Origin of the sequence: Halorubrum wangae, from assembly GCF_051194135.1 — an archaeon.
GTDB lineage: Archaea > Halobacteriota > Halobacteria > Halobacteriales > Haloferacaceae > Halorubrum.
On record NZ_JBLZNH010000004.1, the window covers coordinates 236,424 to 252,915 of the forward strand.

The window sequence follows — 16,492 nt, forward strand, 5'->3', positions numbered from 1 at the left end:
GGGGAACTTCGGTGATCGGCCGGCCCGGAATCGGCTACGAGAATCGCGCCGGTGACAGGAACGTCTCGAGGTCGGCATCGACGGCGTCGCCCGCGATCACCTCGGCGAGGTACGACCCGACCGCCGGCGCCAGCGTGATGCCGAGTCCGTTCATCCCCGCGGCGACGAAGAAGCCGTCGACGGCCGTCGTCCCGACGACGGGGGCGCCGTCGGGCGTGAGCGTCCGAACACCGACCCACTCGTTGACGAGTTCGACGCCGTCGAGTCGCGGTATCCGCTCCCGGATGCGGTCCTCGATGTCGAGGTAGAACTGGTGATCGACAGACCGGGCGTCGGTCGGAGACAGGCGCGTCGCCTCCGCGTAGCTCGCGCCGAAGTTCCCCGCGAGCGCTTGGTTCCGTCCTTCTCCGCGGAAGTAGAGTCCGTCGCTAAACTGCACGAACGGGAGGTCGAACGGCTCGTCCTTTTGAAGGACGACCACCGGACCGCGGTTGTGCCGAAACGGGAGCGAGACGCCGACCATCTCGTTCACGTCCGGTGCCCACGGTCCCGCCGCGTTCACGACGGCGGCGGCCGACCGCGTCCCGTTTTCGGTCTCGACTCCCGTGACGCGGCCGCCTTCGGTCACGACGTCGGTGACTGCCGTCTGCGTCTCGACGGTGACTCCCGCGTCGGTCGCCTCGCGGACGTAGTGCTGAATGATCTCCGACGGATCGAGGTAGCCGTCCTCCGGGGTCCACATGGCCCCGGAAACGGCGGCGGGGTCGAGGCCGTGGTCAGCGACCGCGTCCGGTCCGAGGAACGAGGCCTCGACGCCGAGTTCGTCGAGCTCCGCCGTGACCGCCCGAAGCTCGTCGGCCTCCGCCTCGTCGCTTGCGACGTCGAGCGTTCCGATTTGCTCGAAGCTGAGCGTCTCGTCGTCGATGAGCGGTGCGTACTGCTCCCACGACCGGGCTCGGAGCGCGTGGCTCGACCGATCCGGCGTCGACTGATGCCAGACGAACAGCGCGACGGAGTCGCCGGACGTTCCGGAGCCGAGCGCGTCGCGTTCGTACAAGACGACGGGACGGGGGTGAGATCGGAGGTGAAACGCGAGACTGGCGCCGATGACGCCGCCTCCGATAATGACGACCGGATCCATTACCGTCGTAGTGCGTCGGTTTCGCTAAATAGTTTCTCACGGCCGTCGCGTACGTCTCTGCCACCGGCCTGGAGCGGTCTAAACCCCCTGCCGACCGGTCTCTTCGGCCACCGACGGACCCTGTGGATGCGACCGATTGGCCGGAGGAATCGGGACCGGGAACAGCCGAACTTTCGGCCGGTCGCCGACGTGTTTTTATACGTTCGGTGAGGCAAATACGCCGACAACATGCCACGCGAACAGTACCAGTCGAAACTGGAGAAGCTCCGTGACGACGTGCTTTACATGAGCGAGGTCGTCACGGAACGGCTCCGGATGGGTCTCGACGCATTGGAGCAGCAAGACGAGGAACTAGGCGAGAAGGTCATCGCCGGCGACGCCGAGATCAACGACCTGTACCTCGAACTGGAGGGGCAGTGTACGGACCTCATCGCACTTCAGCAGCCGGTGGCGGGCGATCTGCGCTTCATCGCAGCCTCGTTCAAGATCATCACCGACCTCGAACGGATCGCGGACCTTGCGACGAACCTCGGCGGGTACGCGAAGCAGGCCGACCACGAGGTGTTCCCCGACGTCGACGTTCAGCGGATCGGCGACAAGACACTGGCAATGCTGGAAGAGGCGATGGAGGCGTACGCGGACTCGAACTCCGACCTATGCTACTCGGTCGCCGAAGCCGACGACGAGATCGACGCCGACTGCGAGGCCGCGAGCGACCTCGTCGTCCGCGATCTCATCGAGCGCGACGAACTCCGCGAAGAGGCGGGCGTCGAAGGGACGATGCAGAACGTCTCCCGGCTCCTGCTCACGATTCGCGACCTCGAACGCGTCGGCGACCACGCCGTCAACATCGCCGCTCGGTCGCTGTACATGATCGAGAACGACGACGCGTTGCTGTACTGACGCCCGCTCGCGGGACAACTTCGTCCGTTCGCGGGAGACCACGCCCATTCGCGGAGGACCACGTCCATTCGTCGGGACGCCTCGCCCGTTCGTCGGGACGCCTCGCCCGTTCGTCGGGACGCCTCGCCCGTTCGTCGGGCCGCCCTATTGCTGTCTCACGGCGATCGAACGCGCCCGCTGTTGACTGATCCCGACGCCTACAAACCCCTTCCCGCGGAGGTACGGACATGACCACGTACACGACCGAGATCGACGTCCGATTCCGCGACATCGACGCGATGGGGCACGTCAACAACGCCGTCTACGCGACGTACCTCGAACAGGCCCGAACCGAGTACTACCGCGACGTCCTCGATGCCGACCTGTCGCGCGTGTCGTCGGTGCTGGCGTCGCTCTCGCTCGACTTTCGACGGCCGGTCGAACTGGCGGACAGCACGGTCACGGTCGACGTCGACGTCACTGAGATCGGTCGATCCAGCGTGACGATGACCTACGAGTTCCGGGTCGACGACGCGGTCGTGGCCGAGGGAGAGACGACGCTCGTCAGTCTCGATCCGGACTCCGGCGAGCCCGTGCCGATCCCGCCCGCGTTCCGCGAGGAGATGATGTCATACCACGAGTTGTAACGGTACCGTCCACCGACTCGGCTCGCCATCGGACCGATCCGTTGCCGGCGCCACTGTACCGGAGCGACCGTACTGGAGCGACTCTCCGACACCGTACCTTCTTGCCGTCGCGCGCCGACGTATCGGGTATGACGCTTCGACTTTACGCGCTGGACGGCTGTCCGTGGTGTGAGAAGGTGTCCGACGCGCTCGACGACGCCGGTATCGAGTACGAGACCAGGTGGGTCGACGCGCTCCACTCCGGCCGTAACCAAGTGAAGCGAGTCAGCGGTCAGCGCGGCGTCCCTGTCCTGATCGACGAGGCGCGCGGCGTGACGATGGCCGAGAGCGCGAACATTTTGGAGTACGTCGAGCAGACCCTCGCATGACCATCTACACGGGACGCGGTGACGAGGGCGACACCGACCTCCGAGACATGAGCCGCGTGTCGAAGTCCAGCCCGCGGATCGAGGCGTACGGGACAGTCGACGAGGCGAACGCGCTGATCGGAACCGTGCGACCGACCGGGTACGACGATCTCGACGAACTGCTCGCGACGGTGCAGAACCACCTCCACGTCGTGCAGGCGGACCTCGCGAATCCTGACCCGGACCCGGAGGACCCGCAGGTCGAGCAGGACCTCGTCGAGACGCTCGAAGCCCGGATCGACGCCTTCGACGAGGAGTTGGAGCCACTGACATCGTTCATCCTGCCCGGCGGCGGCCAATCGGGAGCGCGCCTCCATCACGCCCGGACCGTGACCCGCCGCGCCGAGCGTCGGGTCGTCGAACTCGCGCGCTCCGAACCGATCAACGAGGTGGTGGTGTCGTACCTCAACCGCCTCTCGGATCTGCTGTTCACGCTCGGGCGCGTCACGAACGCCCGCGACGGCGAGCCCGAGGAGTCGCCCACGTACTGAGACGCACGGGAGCACGAGTCCGGTCGAAAGCAACCGGAACGACGGTCGAAGCCGATTCTGTCGGTTTCCCACAGCCACAAAGAATATATCCGTCGCCTTCTAAAGGACAGATATGAGTAAGCACTTCGAAGACGCACGGTACTACCTCGGTCGAGCGGCGGAACACGCGAAGGCGGGCGTGAAAGAGGAGTTGGAGCCGGTCGAGGCACGCGTGAAGGGACTGATCGGTGCCGAAGAGGAAGCGGAGGAGCCGGAGCCCTCGCGACTGGACCGCATTCAGGCCGACCTGAAGCAGTTAGAGGAGCGCGCGGAAGGCGAGGCCCGCGAGGCGATTGCGTCCGCCCGTGCGCGTGTGAAAGAGTACCGCGGCCACGACGCCGCCGCGGAGTAACGACTCAGTTTTCCGGGTCGCTCTCGGGGTCCGCCCCGAGCGCGACGCGTCTGTCGGCCGGCACCACGGCGTACTCGATGCCCTCGCGTTCGAACAGCGCGCGGGTTCGTTCGATGCCGGCCGCCGCGTCGACGTCTTTCGCTCGATAGTGACGGATCGGGTGGCGGATCCACGACGGCTCCCAGTGAGCGTAGACGTCGGTCGTCGTGCGGGCCGGCCCGACGAACAGCGCGAGGTGAAGCTGCGAGTCGCTGGCGAGCGCGCCGTCGGGATACCGGACCCAGCTCGCGACCGACGTCTCGGAAGGCATCGCGTACTCCCGGAACTTCAGAGAGGAGACGAGGTTGCGGACGAACCCCAGTCGATGCAGCCGCGCTTCCACGACCTGATACGGCTCGTGAAGTGTGAGCGCGTACTGGTCTCGGGGGGTCTCCCGCTCGGCGTAGAGCCCGACCGCCGACAGCGGGAGGTGCAGCAGGCTCGTGACGCCCTGGCGCACCCGTTCCAGGAATCGGAGTTCGTGGGTCACAGCATGACATGGGGCGCCCGGCTGATGAATCCCGGCGACAAAGTAACCCTTAAGTCCCGACATCAGGTACCTCAAAACGCGCGGGTTGGTGGTCTAGCCAGGTTATGACGGCTCCTTCACACGGAGCAGGTCGGCGGTTCGAATCCGCCCCAACCCATACGTTCTCCTGCCCCCCTGAGTGACAGCCGTCCGCAGTTTCGCTAGTGACTTTTGAATCGCCATCTGCACGGTTACCGACCTGATTGAATGACAAACGCGACGGTTGCGAGGGCGGCAGACCGGCTACGCTCCCGCCTCGTCCAACCAGTCAGGGTCCTCGACGGTAGTCGCTCCTATCGCCGTTAGCGAGAACTCCCACGATCCGCTCACCTCACGTTGGTCGTCCGTTCGTCCGGAGAACGACCACGATTCGTAGCGAGAGAGACCGTCTTCGTCGACCAGGACGACGTACTCGAAGTCCGTTATCTCCAGAGTGCCGGGATTGTCCTGAGCGGCGACCGACCCGGCCTGAATCAACGCCTTGTCGGCAGCCGACAGTTCATACCGGTCCACCGTCACGCCGTCGAACGTCTCGGTGCCGGCGAATTCCAGGTCGTCGTCGGCATCGTACGCACGAGCCTGCGAGAGCGCGATGGCGGTCCCGAGTACCTCCGTCGACCCTTCCTGCGACGAGACGAACGCGTCGTCCCCGGAGCCCATCCGGACGTACGTGACGCCGTCGGCGACGAACCGCTCTACGCTCCCGGCGTCTGCCTGTCCGTCGGTCGCGGACACGGTCCGGCTGTAGGAGCGTTCGGACGCGAGGTCAGCGTAGAACTCTCTGGTGAACTCGGTTTCAACGCCGTTCGCGTCGACGCCGGCGTACGACCACGTGACGGTGAAACTCCCCGCATCGCGGAGGATGCTCTCGGGGTCGCCCAATTCGAACTCGTCGCCGCCGTCGCTTCCGCTCCCGGCAGAGCCACCGGTCGCCCCGTCATTGCCTCCGGCCGATCCGCCCGCCGAGTCGGCGCCCTCGGCGTCTGGTGCGACGTCTCCACCGCCGGCGCATCCGGCGAGGACGACGAGCAACACAACGACCAAGAGGCGGATACGGCCCGAATACATGACAGTTGTACGACGTGAGGGGGGATAAATGAATACGTAGCGTCGCGCTCCGGTCTGTGCACACGCGTTCGACGAGAGCACCGCGTGCCGCGCTCAGGCGACGCTTCGCTCGGTGAGCGCCGCGCCCTGCTCGAACCGTTCCCGGGCGAGCGCCGACACGTCCACGACCTCCGTCTCGCCCTCGAGAACGAGATCGGCGACGATCCGTCCGGTAGCGGGTGCGTGCTGGAATCCGTGACCGGAGAACCCGGCGGCGGTCACCAGCCCCGGTATCGACGTCTCGACGATCGGGTGATGGTCCGGGGTGACCGCGTACAGGCCCGCCCAGCCGCGCCGGATGCGCGTCTCGGGGCCGAAGTAGTCCGTGTACGCGCCCGCCCGCTCCACCGCCTCCGCAGCCCAGTTGATATCCAGTCCCTCGTCGTAGCGATCCGGATCTGCGTCGGGATCGGCATCAGCGAAATGACCCCCGACGAGCGCGATGTCGTCGCGCTCCGGCCGGAAGTACGACCCCGTGTCGAGGTCGATGGTCAGCGGGGCCGACTCGGGGACCGGGGTCGAGGGCTCGACGACCGCGATCTGGCGGCGACGCGGCGAGATCGGCAGTTCGACGCCTGCCAGCCTCCCCACTTGGGCGGCCCATGCGCCCGCCGCGTTCACGACGCAGTCGGTCGCCATCTGCTCGGTCCCTCCCGCTGTGTCGAGGTCGACGCCGACGACGCGGCCGGCGTCCCGGTGCACGGCTGTGACGGCGGTCTTGGTTCGGATATCGACGCCCGCCTCGCGGGCAGCGGCGGCGTAGCCCTGCACGGCGAGGTTCGGGTCGGCGACCCCGTCGTCGGGGTTGTACGTCGCCGCGACGAACGGCTCGGGATCGATTCCGGGGCAGTGATCGGCCGCTTCCGCGGGTGTCAACAGCTCCGACGCAGTACCCAACTCCCGCTGCATGGCGACGTTTTCGCGAAACTGGTCGGCGGATTCCTCGGTGCGAGCGAGGAACACGTACCCGTTTTTGCGGAGTCCGATGTCGACGCCGAATCGTTCCTCGAACGAGTTCCAAACCGGCTTGCTGGCGAGCGAGAGCTCCACGTTGACTCGCGTCGAGAACTGCGACCGGATGCCGCCGGCCGCGCGTGCGGTGCTCCCGGCTCCGAGCGACCCGCGCTCGCACAGCACCACGTCCGCACCGCGGTCCGCGAGTTCGTATGCGGCTGCCAGCCCGACGATCCCACCGCCGCAGACCAATACGTCCATGAGGACTCCTCGATCTGTGGCGATATAAGCGGTGGTGGCCGTCGGCGAGACCGAGTCACCGGAAGCCGATCGGTCGATATCGGTGTGCCGGGTGCGAGCAGACCGTACGTATCGGTCCATGAGTCACACCTAAGACACCCGGGAGTGACCCCGACAAACATGGTACTCCTGCTCTCCGAAGACGTCGTCCACACACATCTTCATCTCCCGACGCTCGTCGACGTGGTGGGAGACGCGCTCGCGAAACAGGCGGCGGGAGCGGTAGAGCGTCCCGACCGGCCACATTTTCCGGTCGGAGCCGGCCTCGACGGAGACGAACCGACGGGGACTGCCATCACGATGCCCGCGTACATCCACGGCGAGGAGCAGTACGCCACGAAGCTCGTCGGAGTCCACGAGGGGAACGCGGACCGCGGACTCCCGACGATCAACGCACAGATCGCGCTCACCGACGCCCGGACGGGCCGGCCGGAGGCGTACATGGCCGGCACGACGATCACCAACGCCCGCACGGGATGTCTCGGCGCCCTCGCCGTCCGCGAACTGGCTCCGGAGACGGTTACCCTCGGGGTGATCGGCGCCGGGGCACAGGCACGCTGGCAGACTCGCGCCATTGCGACCGTAGCCGGACTGGACGACGTCCGAATCTACTCACCGAGCGACTCCCGACTCGCGTGTGCCGACGACCTCTCTGAGGAGGGACTCCCGGCTCGGGCGGTCGACACGCCGCGGGCGGCCGTCACAGGCGCCGACGTGGTGGTGACGGCGACGACCGCGACCGCGCCGGTCTTCCCGGCGGACGCGCTCGACCCGGGCGCGCTGGTTGTGGCAGTGGGCGCGTTCACCGACGAGATGCAGGAGCTGGATCCGGCCGTCCTCGAAGCGGCGGCGGCGGTGTTCGCGGACGTACCCGGTGAGGTCGCCGAGACCGGTGACCTGCTCGCGAGCGACATCGGCGTCGAGGACCTCGTGCCGTTCGGCGACCTGATCGCCGGTCGGCGCTCGCCGCCCGACTCGACGGCCACGAGAGTGGTCGCGAGCGTCGGGTCCGCGACGCTCGACGCGGCCGCCGGGGCGGCCGTCTACCGCCGCGCGGTCGAGGCCGGCGACGGGACGACCGTCTCGTTGTGAGGGCTGCTTAGGATCACGCGAACGTCTTCAGGACAGCAGCCAAGTAGCGCCGTAGCTGACATAGCAGACACATGTTCGGTTTCTATCCATACTTCGCTAAATAGCGATGATTATTTGGAAAATAAATGCACATTTAGGCGGAGAATCACTTGAATGCGACCATGGTCGCCCCATACTTTATTATATCATGTACAAGGAGATTTTTCATGGCTTCAAACACCAATAAGAGTGCGAGCCGGAGGGCGTTTTTAACCGCGGCCGGCGCGGGCGGTATCGCCGGACTTTCCGGCTGCGTGAGTTTCGGTGGGGATGAAAACGACTCAGGCGGCTCCGGGTCCACGGGCGGCGACACGGCTCCAGAAACGATTGTCTTCGGCCAGCCCGGCGCGCTGACCGGCGCGTTCGACTTCCTGCAGCCCGGCGTCTCGCAGGCGGCTGACGCCGCAGTTCAGCACATCAACGAGGCCGGCGGGCCGCTCGACGCCGAGTTGGAACTCGTGCGCCGCGACACCGCCGTCGACCCGCAGGAGGCCCGTACCGTCGCGACTCAGCTGGTCGAAAACGACGACGCCGCGGCCATCGTGGGGCTGTTCTCCAGCGAGATCAACCCCCTCTGGGACTTCCTGCAGGACCTTCAGACACCGATAGTCACGCCGTGGCCCGGATCGACGTTCCTCGACACCCGTGGCGGCGACAAGGGGACGCCAGACGACACGAGCGACGACGAGTGGGTGTGGCGGACCGTGGTGGGCGACACCGTCCACACCGGCGGGAGCGCCGTCTACGCGCTCGAAGAGGGCTACGAGTCTCTCGGCGTGATCAACGGGAACACCGAGGGCGAGCGCAGCTACGTCGACGGGTTCCTCTCCGTCTTCGAGAATAACGGCGGCACGGTCGAAGAGCGCGTCGAGGTCGAACTCGGCGCGTCGAGCTACCAGTCCGCGCTCAGTCGGCTCTTCGACGCCGACTTCGATGCGTTCCTCGTCAGTATGCCTCAGGAGTCGGCGATCACGGCGCTCGGCGACTGGTCCGACGGCGGGTACGGCCGACAGCCGATCCTCTCGGACACGCTGGCACAGCAGGAGGTCATCGACCAGGTCGGCAGCGACCTCAACGGCGCGTGGGTCGCCCAGCCCGGTCGGTCCGGTCCGGGGTACGACACCTTCGAGGGAATCTACACCGAGGCGGGCGACGCGTCGATCAATAGCTGGACGCCGCCGTCGTGGGACTCGGTGCAGGTGACCGCGCTGGCCATCGAGCACGCGGGCTCGACGGATCCCGAGGCGATCCAGTCCAGCCTCGGGCCCGTCAGCCGCAGCGGGGGGACGGAGGTCTCCACCTTCGCCGAGGGGAAAGAGGCGCTCGCAAACGGCGAGGAGATCAACTATCAGGGCGCCGCGACGCCCGTTGATTTCACGCAGCACGGGAACGTCTTCGGGACCGTGACCATCAACACGGCACAGGACGGAGAATTCGTAGCCACCAGCGAGGTATCGGCTGCAGACGTGCGCGAGTACGTCGCAGAAGGCGAATACTGAATCGATGGGGCTGCTACAGGAGATCATCTTCGGACTGGTCACGGGGTCGTACATAGCGATCGCGGCGATCGGGTTCACCCTGATCTACGGGATCGTGAATATGATCAACTTCGCGTACGGCGAGTACCTCACGCTCGGCGCGTTCATCGGCCTCGTGGCGGCGACGATGATACCGGTTCCGTTGCCGATCGCGGCCCTCGTCGCCATGGTCGGCGGGGGGGTCGTCAGCATCGTCCTCGCCCGCGGCTTCTTCACCCCGATCAACGACACCGGTCCGGTTCCGATGCTGCTCACGTCCATCGGACTCGGTATCGCACTCCGAAACGCGATCCGGCTCGTCGGTGGCCGGGGCGCGCGGTACTTCGAGACAGAGACCGCGACGTACCGGTTCGACACCATTCCCGAGGTCTCGCTCGGGCCGGTCGACCTGCTCGGCGGATTCTTTGTCACGTCGGAACAGCTGATCGTACTCGGCGCCGCGGTGGCGGTGTTCGTGGCTATCCACGGCCTGCTGACCCGAACGAACGTGGGAATAGCGATGCGGGCGATGGGCGACGACGAGAGCCTCGCGCGTGTCCGCGGCATCGACACGCAGCTGATCCGCGACAGCGTCTGGGTTCTCGCAGGAGTCCTCGCCGGTCTGGCGGGCGTGCTGATGGCCATCCAGACGAACGTCAGCGCGGACACCGGCTTCAGCCACATCCTGCAGATCCTCTCGGCCGCCATTCTGGGCGGAGCGGGGAGCCCGTACGGAGCGATCGTCGGGGCGTACGTTATCGGCCTCGTGCTCGCAATTTCGACCGCGTTCCTGCCATCGTCGATGACCGGACTGTCTTCGGCGGTCGCGTTCGTCATTCTCGTGGCGGTCTTGTTGGTCAAACCGAGCGGTATCGCCGGGAAAGAGGTGCGTGAAGCGTGAGCGTCCTCGATACACTACCCGACGGCCACGGCGACCGCGCGCTGATCGCGGGTGTCGCATGCCTGCTCATCGGCGCGCTGTTCGCGTTCACGCCGGTACGTGCGCAACTTCCGAGCGCGCTGTACGTCTTCGCGGAAGTCGGAATCCTGTTCGTCATCTACGGGATGCTCGTGCTGGGACTCGACCTCCAGTACGGTCACACCGGACTGGTCAACTTCGGCCACGTCGTCTTCTTCGCGGCCGGAGCCTATGCAACCGCGATGCTGTCCGCACAGGACAGCTTCTCGGGGATCGCGTTGGGCTACCCGTGGCCCGTCGGACTCGCAGTCGGCGTCCTCGCGGCCGCGGTGTTAGGCCTCGCAGTCAGCGCCACGTCGATCCGGCTCCGGGGCGACTTCCTCGCGATCGTCACCCTCGCGACCGCGGAGATATTCCACTCCGTGTTCGTCAACTTCGAGGGTACCTTCGGCGGTAACGTCGGGATCCTCGGCGTGCCGCGACCGATCGCCGCGCTCGTCGAAGGGGACACGAGGTTGGTCGTGACGCTGCTCATGCTGGGCGGCGTCACGCTGGTGACCCTCGCGGGCGTCACGCGACTCACGAAGGCCCCGTACGGCCGCACGCTTCGGGCCATCCGGGCCGACGAGCTCGTGACGCGGTCGCTCGGAAAGTCCACGATCACGTACAAGACACAGTCGTTCGTCTACGGCGCCGCCCTCGCCGGACTCGCTGGCGGACTGTTCGCGCTGTACAACGGCGCGGTCGCGCCCGGCTTCTTCACGATTCAGGTGACGGTGACGATCTGGATCGGGATGCTTCTCGGCGGGGCTGCCAACCACCGTGCGGTGTTGGCCGGACTGGCGATCATCATGGGACTGCGGCTCGTTTCCCGCTTCGCGCTCGACGTGACGCCGGTCTCGGGCGACGTGTTCGCTTCGCTCCGGCTCATCGTCGTCGGCCTGATCCTCGTCGCGGTGATACGGTACCGACCCGCCGGAATCTGGGGCGACGCCCGCGAACTGGGGGTGGATCGATGAGTCTGCTCTCGACCGACGGGCTCGTCAAGGAGTTCGGCGGGCTGCGCGCCGTCGACGAGCTGTCGATGTCCGTCGACGACGGCGAGATCGTCGGCGTGATGGGCCCCAACGGCGCGGGCAAGTCGACGTTCTTCAACTGCGTCAGCGGCGTCATCAAGCCCGATTCGGGGACGGTCACGCTGGACGGTGCCGACGTGACCGGGGACTCCCCGGAGTCGCTCGCTCACCAGGGCCTCGTCCGGACGTTCCAAGACACCCGAGAGTTGGAAACGATGACCGTCCGCGACAACGTTCGGCTCGCCGCGCCAGACCAGCCCGGCGAGCGGACGATCCCGGCACTGCTCCGGAGCGACGCGATGCAGGAGCACGAGGAGGGAGTTCGAGAGCGGGCCGACGAGCTGATCGAGGCGTTCGAACTCGACCACCTCGCGGACGAGTACAGCAGCACCCTCTCCGGCGGCCAGCGGAAGCTGCTCGAACTCGCTCGCGCACTGATGCTCGACCCGGACATCCTCATGCTCGACGAGCCGTTCGCGGGTGTCAATCCGACACTGACCGGTGAGATCGCCGAGCGGATCGCGGACCTCAACGACCGTGGAATGACCGTCGTCATCATCGAACACGAGATCGAGACGCTGAGCGAGTTGGTCGACCGGCTGATCGTGCTTCAGCAGGGGAGCCTGCTCGTCGAGGGCGATCCGGACGCGGTGCTATCCGACGAGCGCGTCATCGAGGCGTACCTCGGAGGTGACGCCGAATGAGCCTGCTGAACGTCTCGAATCTCGACGCCGGCTACGGCGACCTGCAGGTGCTATCCGGGATCGACCTCCACGTCGACGAGGGCGAATACGTCACCATCGTCGGCCCCAACGGAGCCGGGAAATCCACGGTGATGAAGACCATCATCGGACTCGCGACCCACCAAGGCGGCGAGATCACGCTCCGAGGGACCGATATCGCGGGGGCAGAGCCCGAAGAAGCCGTTCGGAACGGTATCGGCTACGTCCCCCAGACGGACAACGTCTTCCCGACGCTGACGATCGAGGAGAACCTCCGACTCGGTGCGTACGTGCTCGACGGCTTTCCGGAAGGCCGGAAACAAGACGTGTACGACCGATTTCCGGCACTTGCGGACCGAACCGACGAGGACGCCGGTTCCCTGTCAGGCGGCCAGCAACAGATGCTCGCGATGGGGTGTGCGCTGATGCTCGATCCGGACGTGGTGCTGCTGGACGAGCCGTCGGCGGGCCTCGCTCCCGACCTGGTCGACGAGATGTTCGACCGGGTCGACGAGATCAACGACGCCGGAACGACCGTCCTGATGGTCGAGCAGAACGCGAAGGAAGCGCTCCGACGCTGCGATCGCGGCTACGTGCTCGCAGGCGGCGAGAACCGCTACGAGGACGACGGAGACGCGCTACTCAACGACGAGGAGGTCCGACAGCAGTTCCTCGGCGGGTAGCCGAGCGATTCGCGGTTCGCTTTTTTTTCTGTTCAGGGCGCGTCTCCAGCTATTCGTCCGTCGCGACGAGTCCGATGTACCGACGCCCTGCGGGGTGCGTAACCGGGAGCCACTCGACCGAGCGCTCGCCGACCGACCCTGCCGTGAGGTCGTCAAACCCGTGGTCGGCGCCGGGCTCGTACCCGAGGAGGTACGCGGCGGGCGAGGCGCCGGCGCGTTCGACGCGGTCGGCGAGCCAGCCGTCGCCCTCCGGTTCTGCCAGCGCGACCGGGAGGTCCGAAAACGCCGCGACCTCCGCGCGCAGGTCGTCGCACTCGCTCAGCGTCGGTTCGGCGGCGTCGAAGGCGGTTTCGAACGCGTCGACCGCGGCTGACAGCTCCGGGACGGCGACGACCACGGTCTCGATCCCTCGAACCGGCGACGACGCCAGTTCCCCGGTCGGCCGGACGCGTCGCTCGCGGGGCGTGCGGTCAGCGACCAGGAACGGGAGCCGAGCCCCGGGATCGCCGTCTTCGAGGTACGTGAGGTCCCACTCGACGAGCGTCCCGTCCTCTCGCTCTCGCTGGTAGCCGCTCGGTCCGTCGACGACCACGCCGCGGTCGCGGAGCGTCGCGGTCATCGCCTCGATGTCGTCGGCGCGGGCGGCCCACGCGCACGGGCCGCCGTCGTTCCGAATTGCGTCGTCCCACCACGGTGACTCCGTCCCGTCTTCGAGCGTCGAGATGAGTTCGATGTAGCTCCCGTCCCGGAAGCCGACGATCGACATGTGCGTGACCCCGTTGGAGTGGCGGCCGCCGTACTCGACCGGGAGTCCGGCCGCCGAGAACGCGTCCGCGAGCCGGTCGAGGTCCCGCCCCGCGACGGTTACGTGGTCGATGTGTATATCCATAGTTGGAGGCCGACACCGACGATCAAAGCTGTTTCGGGGTGGCGCGGTCGGGACATTCCGTTAGCTCGCCGAACATGTTCTGCGTTTCAACGCGGTGTTCTCTCCCCGTTGCAATAGTAGACTCCTTGAATATCCAATGCGATAAAAGGTATAATAGGAGGGTTAATGTATGACCACCGTTCCCGAAACGACGCGTCGTCGCGTCCTGCAAGCACTCGGCGTCGGAGGGGGACTCGCCCTCTCCGGCTGTCTGAGCGGACCGACTGCTGACCAGTCCGAATCACTAACGTCGCCTTCGTCCCCCAGTATGAACTCCGCCAAACCCGTCGACGTCGACCGAGTAGCCGCCAACCCCACGGCGATACCGTCGCCGATCGACCGTGACGAACCCGCCACCGTGACTGCGGACCTCGTCACGCGCGAACTCGTGGCCGAGATCGAACCGGGAGTCACGCACACGTACATGACGTTCGACGGCCGCATCCCGGGACCGATGATCCGAGCGCGCGTCGGCGATCACGTCGAAGTCACGGTGACGAACGATGAGAGCAACTCCATGCCCCACAACATCGACCTGCACGCTGTCCGCGGTCCGGGCGGTGGGGCGGAGGCGTCGATGGTGACCCCCGGTGAGACGAAGTCGTTCACGTTCAAGGCGACCTACCCGGGCCTGTTCATCTACCACTGTGCCGTTCCGAACCTCGACTACCACATCTCCGCGGGGATGTTCGGAGCGATTCTCGTCGAGCCGGAAGAAGGGCTCCCCGAAGTGGATCACGAGTTCTACCTCGGTCAGCACGAGCTCTACACGAAAGGCGAGGCGGGCGAAGAGGGCCACCACGACTTCGACATGGAGGCGATGGCCGACGAACAGCCCACGTACGTGCTGATAAACGGCGAAAAGTACGCCATCGGCCCGGACGGCTACAACGAAATGCAGATGCAGACCGGCGAGACGGCCCGCGTCTACTACGCCGTTGGCGGCCCGAACCTGCAGAGTTCGTTCCACCCGATCGGATCCGTCTGGGACGAGGTCTATACGCAGGGTGGGCTCGGCGGACGCCCCCAGCGTAACATCCAGACGACGCCGGTCATGCCGGGGTCGACAGCGATCGCGACGCTCCACGCGCCGGTCCCCGGTCCGATTAAGCTGGTGGATCACGCGCTCTCGCGCGTCGCACGGCGGGGGGCGCTGGCGGTCATCGACGTCGACGGACCGATGGACAGAGACATCTTCGACCCGGGAGAGACCGCTTCCGCGAAGGCACAGACCTCCGGGAAGTTCGACGGCTGGTTCGACAACGTCGACAACTTCGACGGCGTCGTCGACGAGACGGGAGCCGACGAGGTCCGCATCGACGTGGGATCAGAGGCCAATGGCGGGGGCTTCGGGTTCGGCCCCGCAGCGGTGGCCGTCTCGCCCGGCACCACCGTCGTCTGGGAGTGGACCGGTAACGGCGGGGGGCACAACGTAGAGGCAGAAGGCGGCTCCTTCGAGAGCGACCTCGTCTCCGAGAGCGGGCACGAGTTCAGCCACACCTTCGAGTCGTCGGGGACGACCCGATACTTCTGCCTGCCCCACAAGCAGATGGGCATGAAGGGCGCCGTCGTCGTGAAGTGATCGGCCCCGTCATCGTCGGGTCCACGAGAGACGTACCGACCACGGAAGCCGGCTTCCTGCTCGCGGCCGGCTTCGTCGCGTTCGCGGCGACGCTGTTCGGCATCCGATCCCGACGCGCAGCGACGACGGCCGTCCGGCGCCGGCCGACTGAAGACCGGCCGTGACCGCGGCGGGAGCGGCCATCATTTTCACGCGGCGGTCCGTAACGAGGGTATGACACGCACAGCGGTCGTCGCCGGCGTCGGACCCGGACTCGGAGAGTCGCTCGCGCGGAAGTTCGCGGCGGAAGGGTGTCAGGTGGCCCTGTTCGCACGCTCCACGGAATTCATCGAAGAGCTGGCCGCCGACCTCCCAGCCCCCGGGGAGGGGCTCGCGGTCACGGTCGACCTGACCGACGTCGAGGCGATCCGGGACGGCTTCGAGGCGGTCCGCGAGGCGTTCGGGCCGGTCGACGTGCTCGTCAATCACGCGAGCGCGGCGTCGTGGACCGGACTGATGGACACGAGCGTCGAGGCGTTCGAGGAGGCGTGGGCGGTCACCGGTCGCGGCGGGTTCGTCTGCTCGCAGGAGGCCGTCGGCGACATGCTCGACGCCGGCGGCGGTACCGTGATATTCACCGGCGCAACCTCGGCGGTGCGGAGCCGCGGCGGGGCGATCGGATTCACCGCCGCGAAGTTCGCCGCGCGGGGGATGGCGATGGACATCGCGCAGGAGTACGGCGGCGAGGGGGTCCACGTCGCGCACGTCGTCATCGACGGACAGATCGACTCGCCCGGTGCCCGCGAGCGCCAACCCGACCGCGACGACGAGACGTTCCTCGATCCGACCGAACTGGCCGAGACGTACTGGCACCTGATCGAGCGGGACGACGTGGGCACGCAGCCGTTCGAGGTCCACGTCACGAACGGGCCCAACCCCTCGGAGTTTATCTGAACGAGTCGCGAGGGAGCGAGCGTCGGCCCGCCGCCCCGTCGTGAGCCTCGTTGCGACCGAAGCGAGCGGGCAGCCGTCGGAGGCGATCCGCCCGGTGGCTCTTAATCCGCGCG

At 66.7% G+C, this 16,492-nt stretch carries 19 protein-coding genes, 1 tRNA gene and 1 pseudogene; 16 read left to right on the forward strand and 5 right to left on the reverse strand.

The window, feature by feature from the left end:
* Positions 1-34: 34 nt before the first annotated feature.
* Positions 35-1,141, reverse strand: coding sequence for an NAD(P)/FAD-dependent oxidoreductase (locus ACNS84_RS13600; RefSeq protein ID WP_435075404.1), 1,107 nt, complete (start codon positions 1,139-1,141; stop codon positions 35-37).
* A gap of 228 nt (positions 1,142-1,369) precedes the next feature.
* Here ACNS84_RS13600 and phoU point away from each other — a divergent pair, with 228 nt between their 5' ends.
* From phoU to ACNS84_RS13625, 5 genes are all read left to right on the forward strand, one after another.
* The gene (gene phoU / locus ACNS84_RS13605; RefSeq protein WP_435075405.1) at positions 1,370-2,044 is read left to right on the forward strand and encodes a phosphate signaling complex protein PhoU; all 675 of its coding nucleotides are present in this window, start codon (positions 1,370-1,372) and stop codon (positions 2,042-2,044) included.
* 227 nt (positions 2,045-2,271) lie between these two features.
* The gene (locus ACNS84_RS13610; RefSeq protein WP_435075406.1) at positions 2,272-2,670 is read left to right on the forward strand and encodes an acyl-CoA thioesterase; all 399 of its coding nucleotides are present in this window, start codon (positions 2,272-2,274) and stop codon (positions 2,668-2,670) included.
* A gap of 128 nt (positions 2,671-2,798) precedes the next feature.
* A complete protein-coding gene (locus tag ACNS84_RS13615; protein ID WP_435075407.1) occupies positions 2,799-3,038 on the forward strand; it encodes a glutaredoxin family protein in 240 nt (79 codons plus the stop codon).
* Positions 3,035-3,568: a cob(I)yrinic acid a,c-diamide adenosyltransferase gene (locus ACNS84_RS13620; RefSeq protein WP_435075408.1), complete on the forward strand. Its 534-nt coding sequence runs from the start codon at positions 3,035-3,037 to the stop codon at positions 3,566-3,568. Before ACNS84_RS13615 ends, ACNS84_RS13620 begins: the two co-directional genes overlap by 4 nt.
* Before the next feature lie 112 nt (positions 3,569-3,680).
* Entirely contained in the window at positions 3,681-3,959 is a 279-nt protein-coding gene (locus ACNS84_RS13625) for a DUF7553 family protein (RefSeq protein WP_435075409.1), read from the forward strand.
* Positions 3,960-3,963: 4 nt separating this feature from the next.
* On the opposite strand, the gene ACNS84_RS13630 is transcribed toward ACNS84_RS13625, so the two are convergent.
* Complete coding sequence (locus ACNS84_RS13630; RefSeq protein WP_435075410.1) at positions 3,964-4,488, reverse strand: hypothetical protein; 525 nt, start codon at positions 4,486-4,488, stop codon at positions 3,964-3,966.
* Positions 4,489-4,570: 82 nt separating this feature from the next.
* Here ACNS84_RS13630 and ACNS84_RS13635 point away from each other — a divergent pair.
* Positions 4,571-4,645 (forward strand) — tRNA-Val (locus ACNS84_RS13635).
* A gap of 125 nt (positions 4,646-4,770) precedes the next feature.
* Here ACNS84_RS13635 and ACNS84_RS13640 read toward each other — a convergent pair.
* Both ACNS84_RS13640 and ACNS84_RS13645 read right to left on the reverse strand, forming a co-directional pair.
* Positions 4,771-5,595, reverse strand: coding sequence for a DUF7537 family lipoprotein (locus tag ACNS84_RS13640; RefSeq protein WP_435075411.1), 825 nt, complete (start codon positions 5,593-5,595; stop codon positions 4,771-4,773).
* 93 nt (positions 5,596-5,688) lie between these two features.
* Positions 5,689-6,849 (reverse strand): NAD(P)/FAD-dependent oxidoreductase, encoded by a 1,161-nt coding sequence (locus ACNS84_RS13645; RefSeq protein WP_435075412.1) that lies wholly within the window; start codon positions 6,847-6,849, stop codon positions 5,689-5,691.
* 159 nt (positions 6,850-7,008) lie between these two features.
* Between ACNS84_RS13645 and ACNS84_RS13650 the strand changes: the two genes are divergently transcribed.
* From ACNS84_RS13650 to ACNS84_RS13675, 6 genes are all read left to right on the forward strand, one after another.
* Positions 7,009-7,980: an ornithine cyclodeaminase family protein gene (locus ACNS84_RS13650; RefSeq protein WP_435075413.1), complete on the forward strand. Its 972-nt coding sequence runs from the start codon at positions 7,009-7,011 to the stop codon at positions 7,978-7,980.
* Between the two features lie 293 nt (positions 7,981-8,273).
* Positions 8,274-9,518: an ABC transporter substrate-binding protein gene (locus tag ACNS84_RS13655; RefSeq protein WP_435075414.1), complete on the forward strand. Its 1,245-nt coding sequence runs from the start codon at positions 8,274-8,276 to the stop codon at positions 9,516-9,518.
* A 4-nt stretch (positions 9,519-9,522) separates the two neighbouring features.
* On the forward strand, positions 9,523-10,437 hold the full coding sequence (locus tag ACNS84_RS13660) for a branched-chain amino acid ABC transporter permease (protein ID WP_435075415.1): 915 nt from the start codon (positions 9,523-9,525) through the stop codon (positions 10,435-10,437).
* Positions 10,434-11,474: a branched-chain amino acid ABC transporter permease gene (locus ACNS84_RS13665; RefSeq protein WP_435075416.1), complete on the forward strand. Its 1,041-nt coding sequence runs from the start codon at positions 10,434-10,436 to the stop codon at positions 11,472-11,474. Before ACNS84_RS13660 ends, ACNS84_RS13665 begins: the two co-directional genes overlap by 4 nt.
* On the forward strand, positions 11,471-12,235 hold the full coding sequence (locus ACNS84_RS13670; RefSeq protein WP_435075417.1) for an ABC transporter ATP-binding protein: 765 nt from the start codon (positions 11,471-11,473) through the stop codon (positions 12,233-12,235). Before ACNS84_RS13665 ends, ACNS84_RS13670 begins: the two co-directional genes overlap by 4 nt.
* Positions 12,232-12,936, forward strand: a complete 705-nt coding sequence (locus tag ACNS84_RS13675; protein ID WP_435075418.1) for an ABC transporter ATP-binding protein — start codon at positions 12,232-12,234, stop codon at positions 12,934-12,936. Before ACNS84_RS13670 ends, ACNS84_RS13675 begins: the two co-directional genes overlap by 4 nt.
* A 49-nt stretch (positions 12,937-12,985) precedes the next feature.
* Here ACNS84_RS13675 and ACNS84_RS13680 read toward each other — a convergent pair whose 3' ends face one another.
* Positions 12,986-13,825: a VOC family protein gene (locus ACNS84_RS13680; protein ID WP_435075419.1), complete on the reverse strand. Its 840-nt coding sequence runs from the start codon at positions 13,823-13,825 to the stop codon at positions 12,986-12,988.
* 169 nt (positions 13,826-13,994) lie between these two features.
* Here ACNS84_RS13680 and nirK point away from each other — a divergent pair.
* The 4 genes and pseudogenes from nirK to ACNS84_RS13700 all read left to right on the forward strand — a co-directional run.
* Positions 13,995-15,068: pseudogene (gene nirK, locus ACNS84_RS13685) on the forward strand (copper-containing nitrite reductase); the annotation flags it as partial.
* Positions 15,045-15,446 (forward strand): halocyanin domain-containing protein, encoded by a 402-nt coding sequence (locus tag ACNS84_RS13690; protein WP_435075604.1) that lies wholly within the window; start codon positions 15,045-15,047, stop codon positions 15,444-15,446. The pseudogene nirK and the gene ACNS84_RS13690, both read left to right, overlap by 24 nt.
* The gene (locus ACNS84_RS13695; RefSeq protein ID WP_435075420.1) at positions 15,443-15,610 is read left to right on the forward strand and encodes a hypothetical protein; all 168 of its coding nucleotides are present in this window, start codon (positions 15,443-15,445) and stop codon (positions 15,608-15,610) included. The genes ACNS84_RS13690 and ACNS84_RS13695 overlap by 4 nt, the downstream gene beginning before the upstream one ends.
* Before the next feature lie 49 nt (positions 15,611-15,659).
* Complete coding sequence (locus tag ACNS84_RS13700; RefSeq protein ID WP_435075421.1) at positions 15,660-16,379, forward strand: SDR family NAD(P)-dependent oxidoreductase; 720 nt, start codon at positions 15,660-15,662, stop codon at positions 16,377-16,379.
* The last annotated feature ends 113 nt before the right edge of the window (positions 16,380-16,492 follow it).

Excerpts from the sequence above, each read along its gene's own strand:
- ACNS84_RS13600 (WP_435075404.1), bottom strand. The coding sequence starts at position 1,141 with ATGGATCCGGTCGTCATTATCGGAGGCGGCGTCATCGGCGCCAGTCTC.
- ACNS84_RS13675 (WP_435075418.1), top strand. The coding sequence starts at position 12,232 with ATGAGCCTGCTGAACGTCTCGAATCTCGACGCCGGCTACGGCGACCTG.
- ACNS84_RS13690 (WP_435075604.1), top strand. The coding sequence starts at position 15,045 with ATGGACAGAGACATCTTCGACCCGGGAGAGACCGCTTCCGCGAAGGCA.
- ACNS84_RS13680 (WP_435075419.1), bottom strand. The coding sequence starts at position 13,825 with ATGGATATACACATCGACCACGTAACCGTCGCGGGGCGGGACCTCGAC.
- phoU (WP_435075405.1), top strand. The coding sequence starts at position 1,370 with ATGCCACGCGAACAGTACCAGTCGAAACTGGAGAAGCTCCGTGACGAC.
- ACNS84_RS13700 (WP_435075421.1), top strand. The coding sequence starts at position 15,660 with ATGACACGCACAGCGGTCGTCGCCGGCGTCGGACCCGGACTCGGAGAG.
- ACNS84_RS13640 (WP_435075411.1), bottom strand. The coding sequence starts at position 5,595 with ATGTATTCGGGCCGTATCCGCCTCTTGGTCGTTGTGTTGCTCGTCGTC.
- ACNS84_RS13610 (WP_435075406.1), top strand. The coding sequence starts at position 2,272 with ATGACCACGTACACGACCGAGATCGACGTCCGATTCCGCGACATCGAC.
- ACNS84_RS13625 (WP_435075409.1), top strand. The coding sequence starts at position 3,681 with ATGAGTAAGCACTTCGAAGACGCACGGTACTACCTCGGTCGAGCGGCG.
- ACNS84_RS13620 (WP_435075408.1), top strand. The coding sequence starts at position 3,035 with ATGACCATCTACACGGGACGCGGTGACGAGGGCGACACCGACCTCCGA.
- ACNS84_RS13670 (WP_435075417.1), top strand. The coding sequence starts at position 11,471 with ATGAGTCTGCTCTCGACCGACGGGCTCGTCAAGGAGTTCGGCGGGCTG.
- ACNS84_RS13615 (WP_435075407.1), top strand. The coding sequence starts at position 2,799 with ATGACGCTTCGACTTTACGCGCTGGACGGCTGTCCGTGGTGTGAGAAG.
- ACNS84_RS13645 (WP_435075412.1), bottom strand. The coding sequence starts at position 6,849 with ATGGACGTATTGGTCTGCGGCGGTGGGATCGTCGGGCTGGCAGCCGCA.
- ACNS84_RS13660 (WP_435075415.1), top strand. The coding sequence starts at position 9,523 with ATGGGGCTGCTACAGGAGATCATCTTCGGACTGGTCACGGGGTCGTAC.
- ACNS84_RS13650 (WP_435075413.1), top strand. The coding sequence starts at position 7,009 with ATGGTACTCCTGCTCTCCGAAGACGTCGTCCACACACATCTTCATCTC.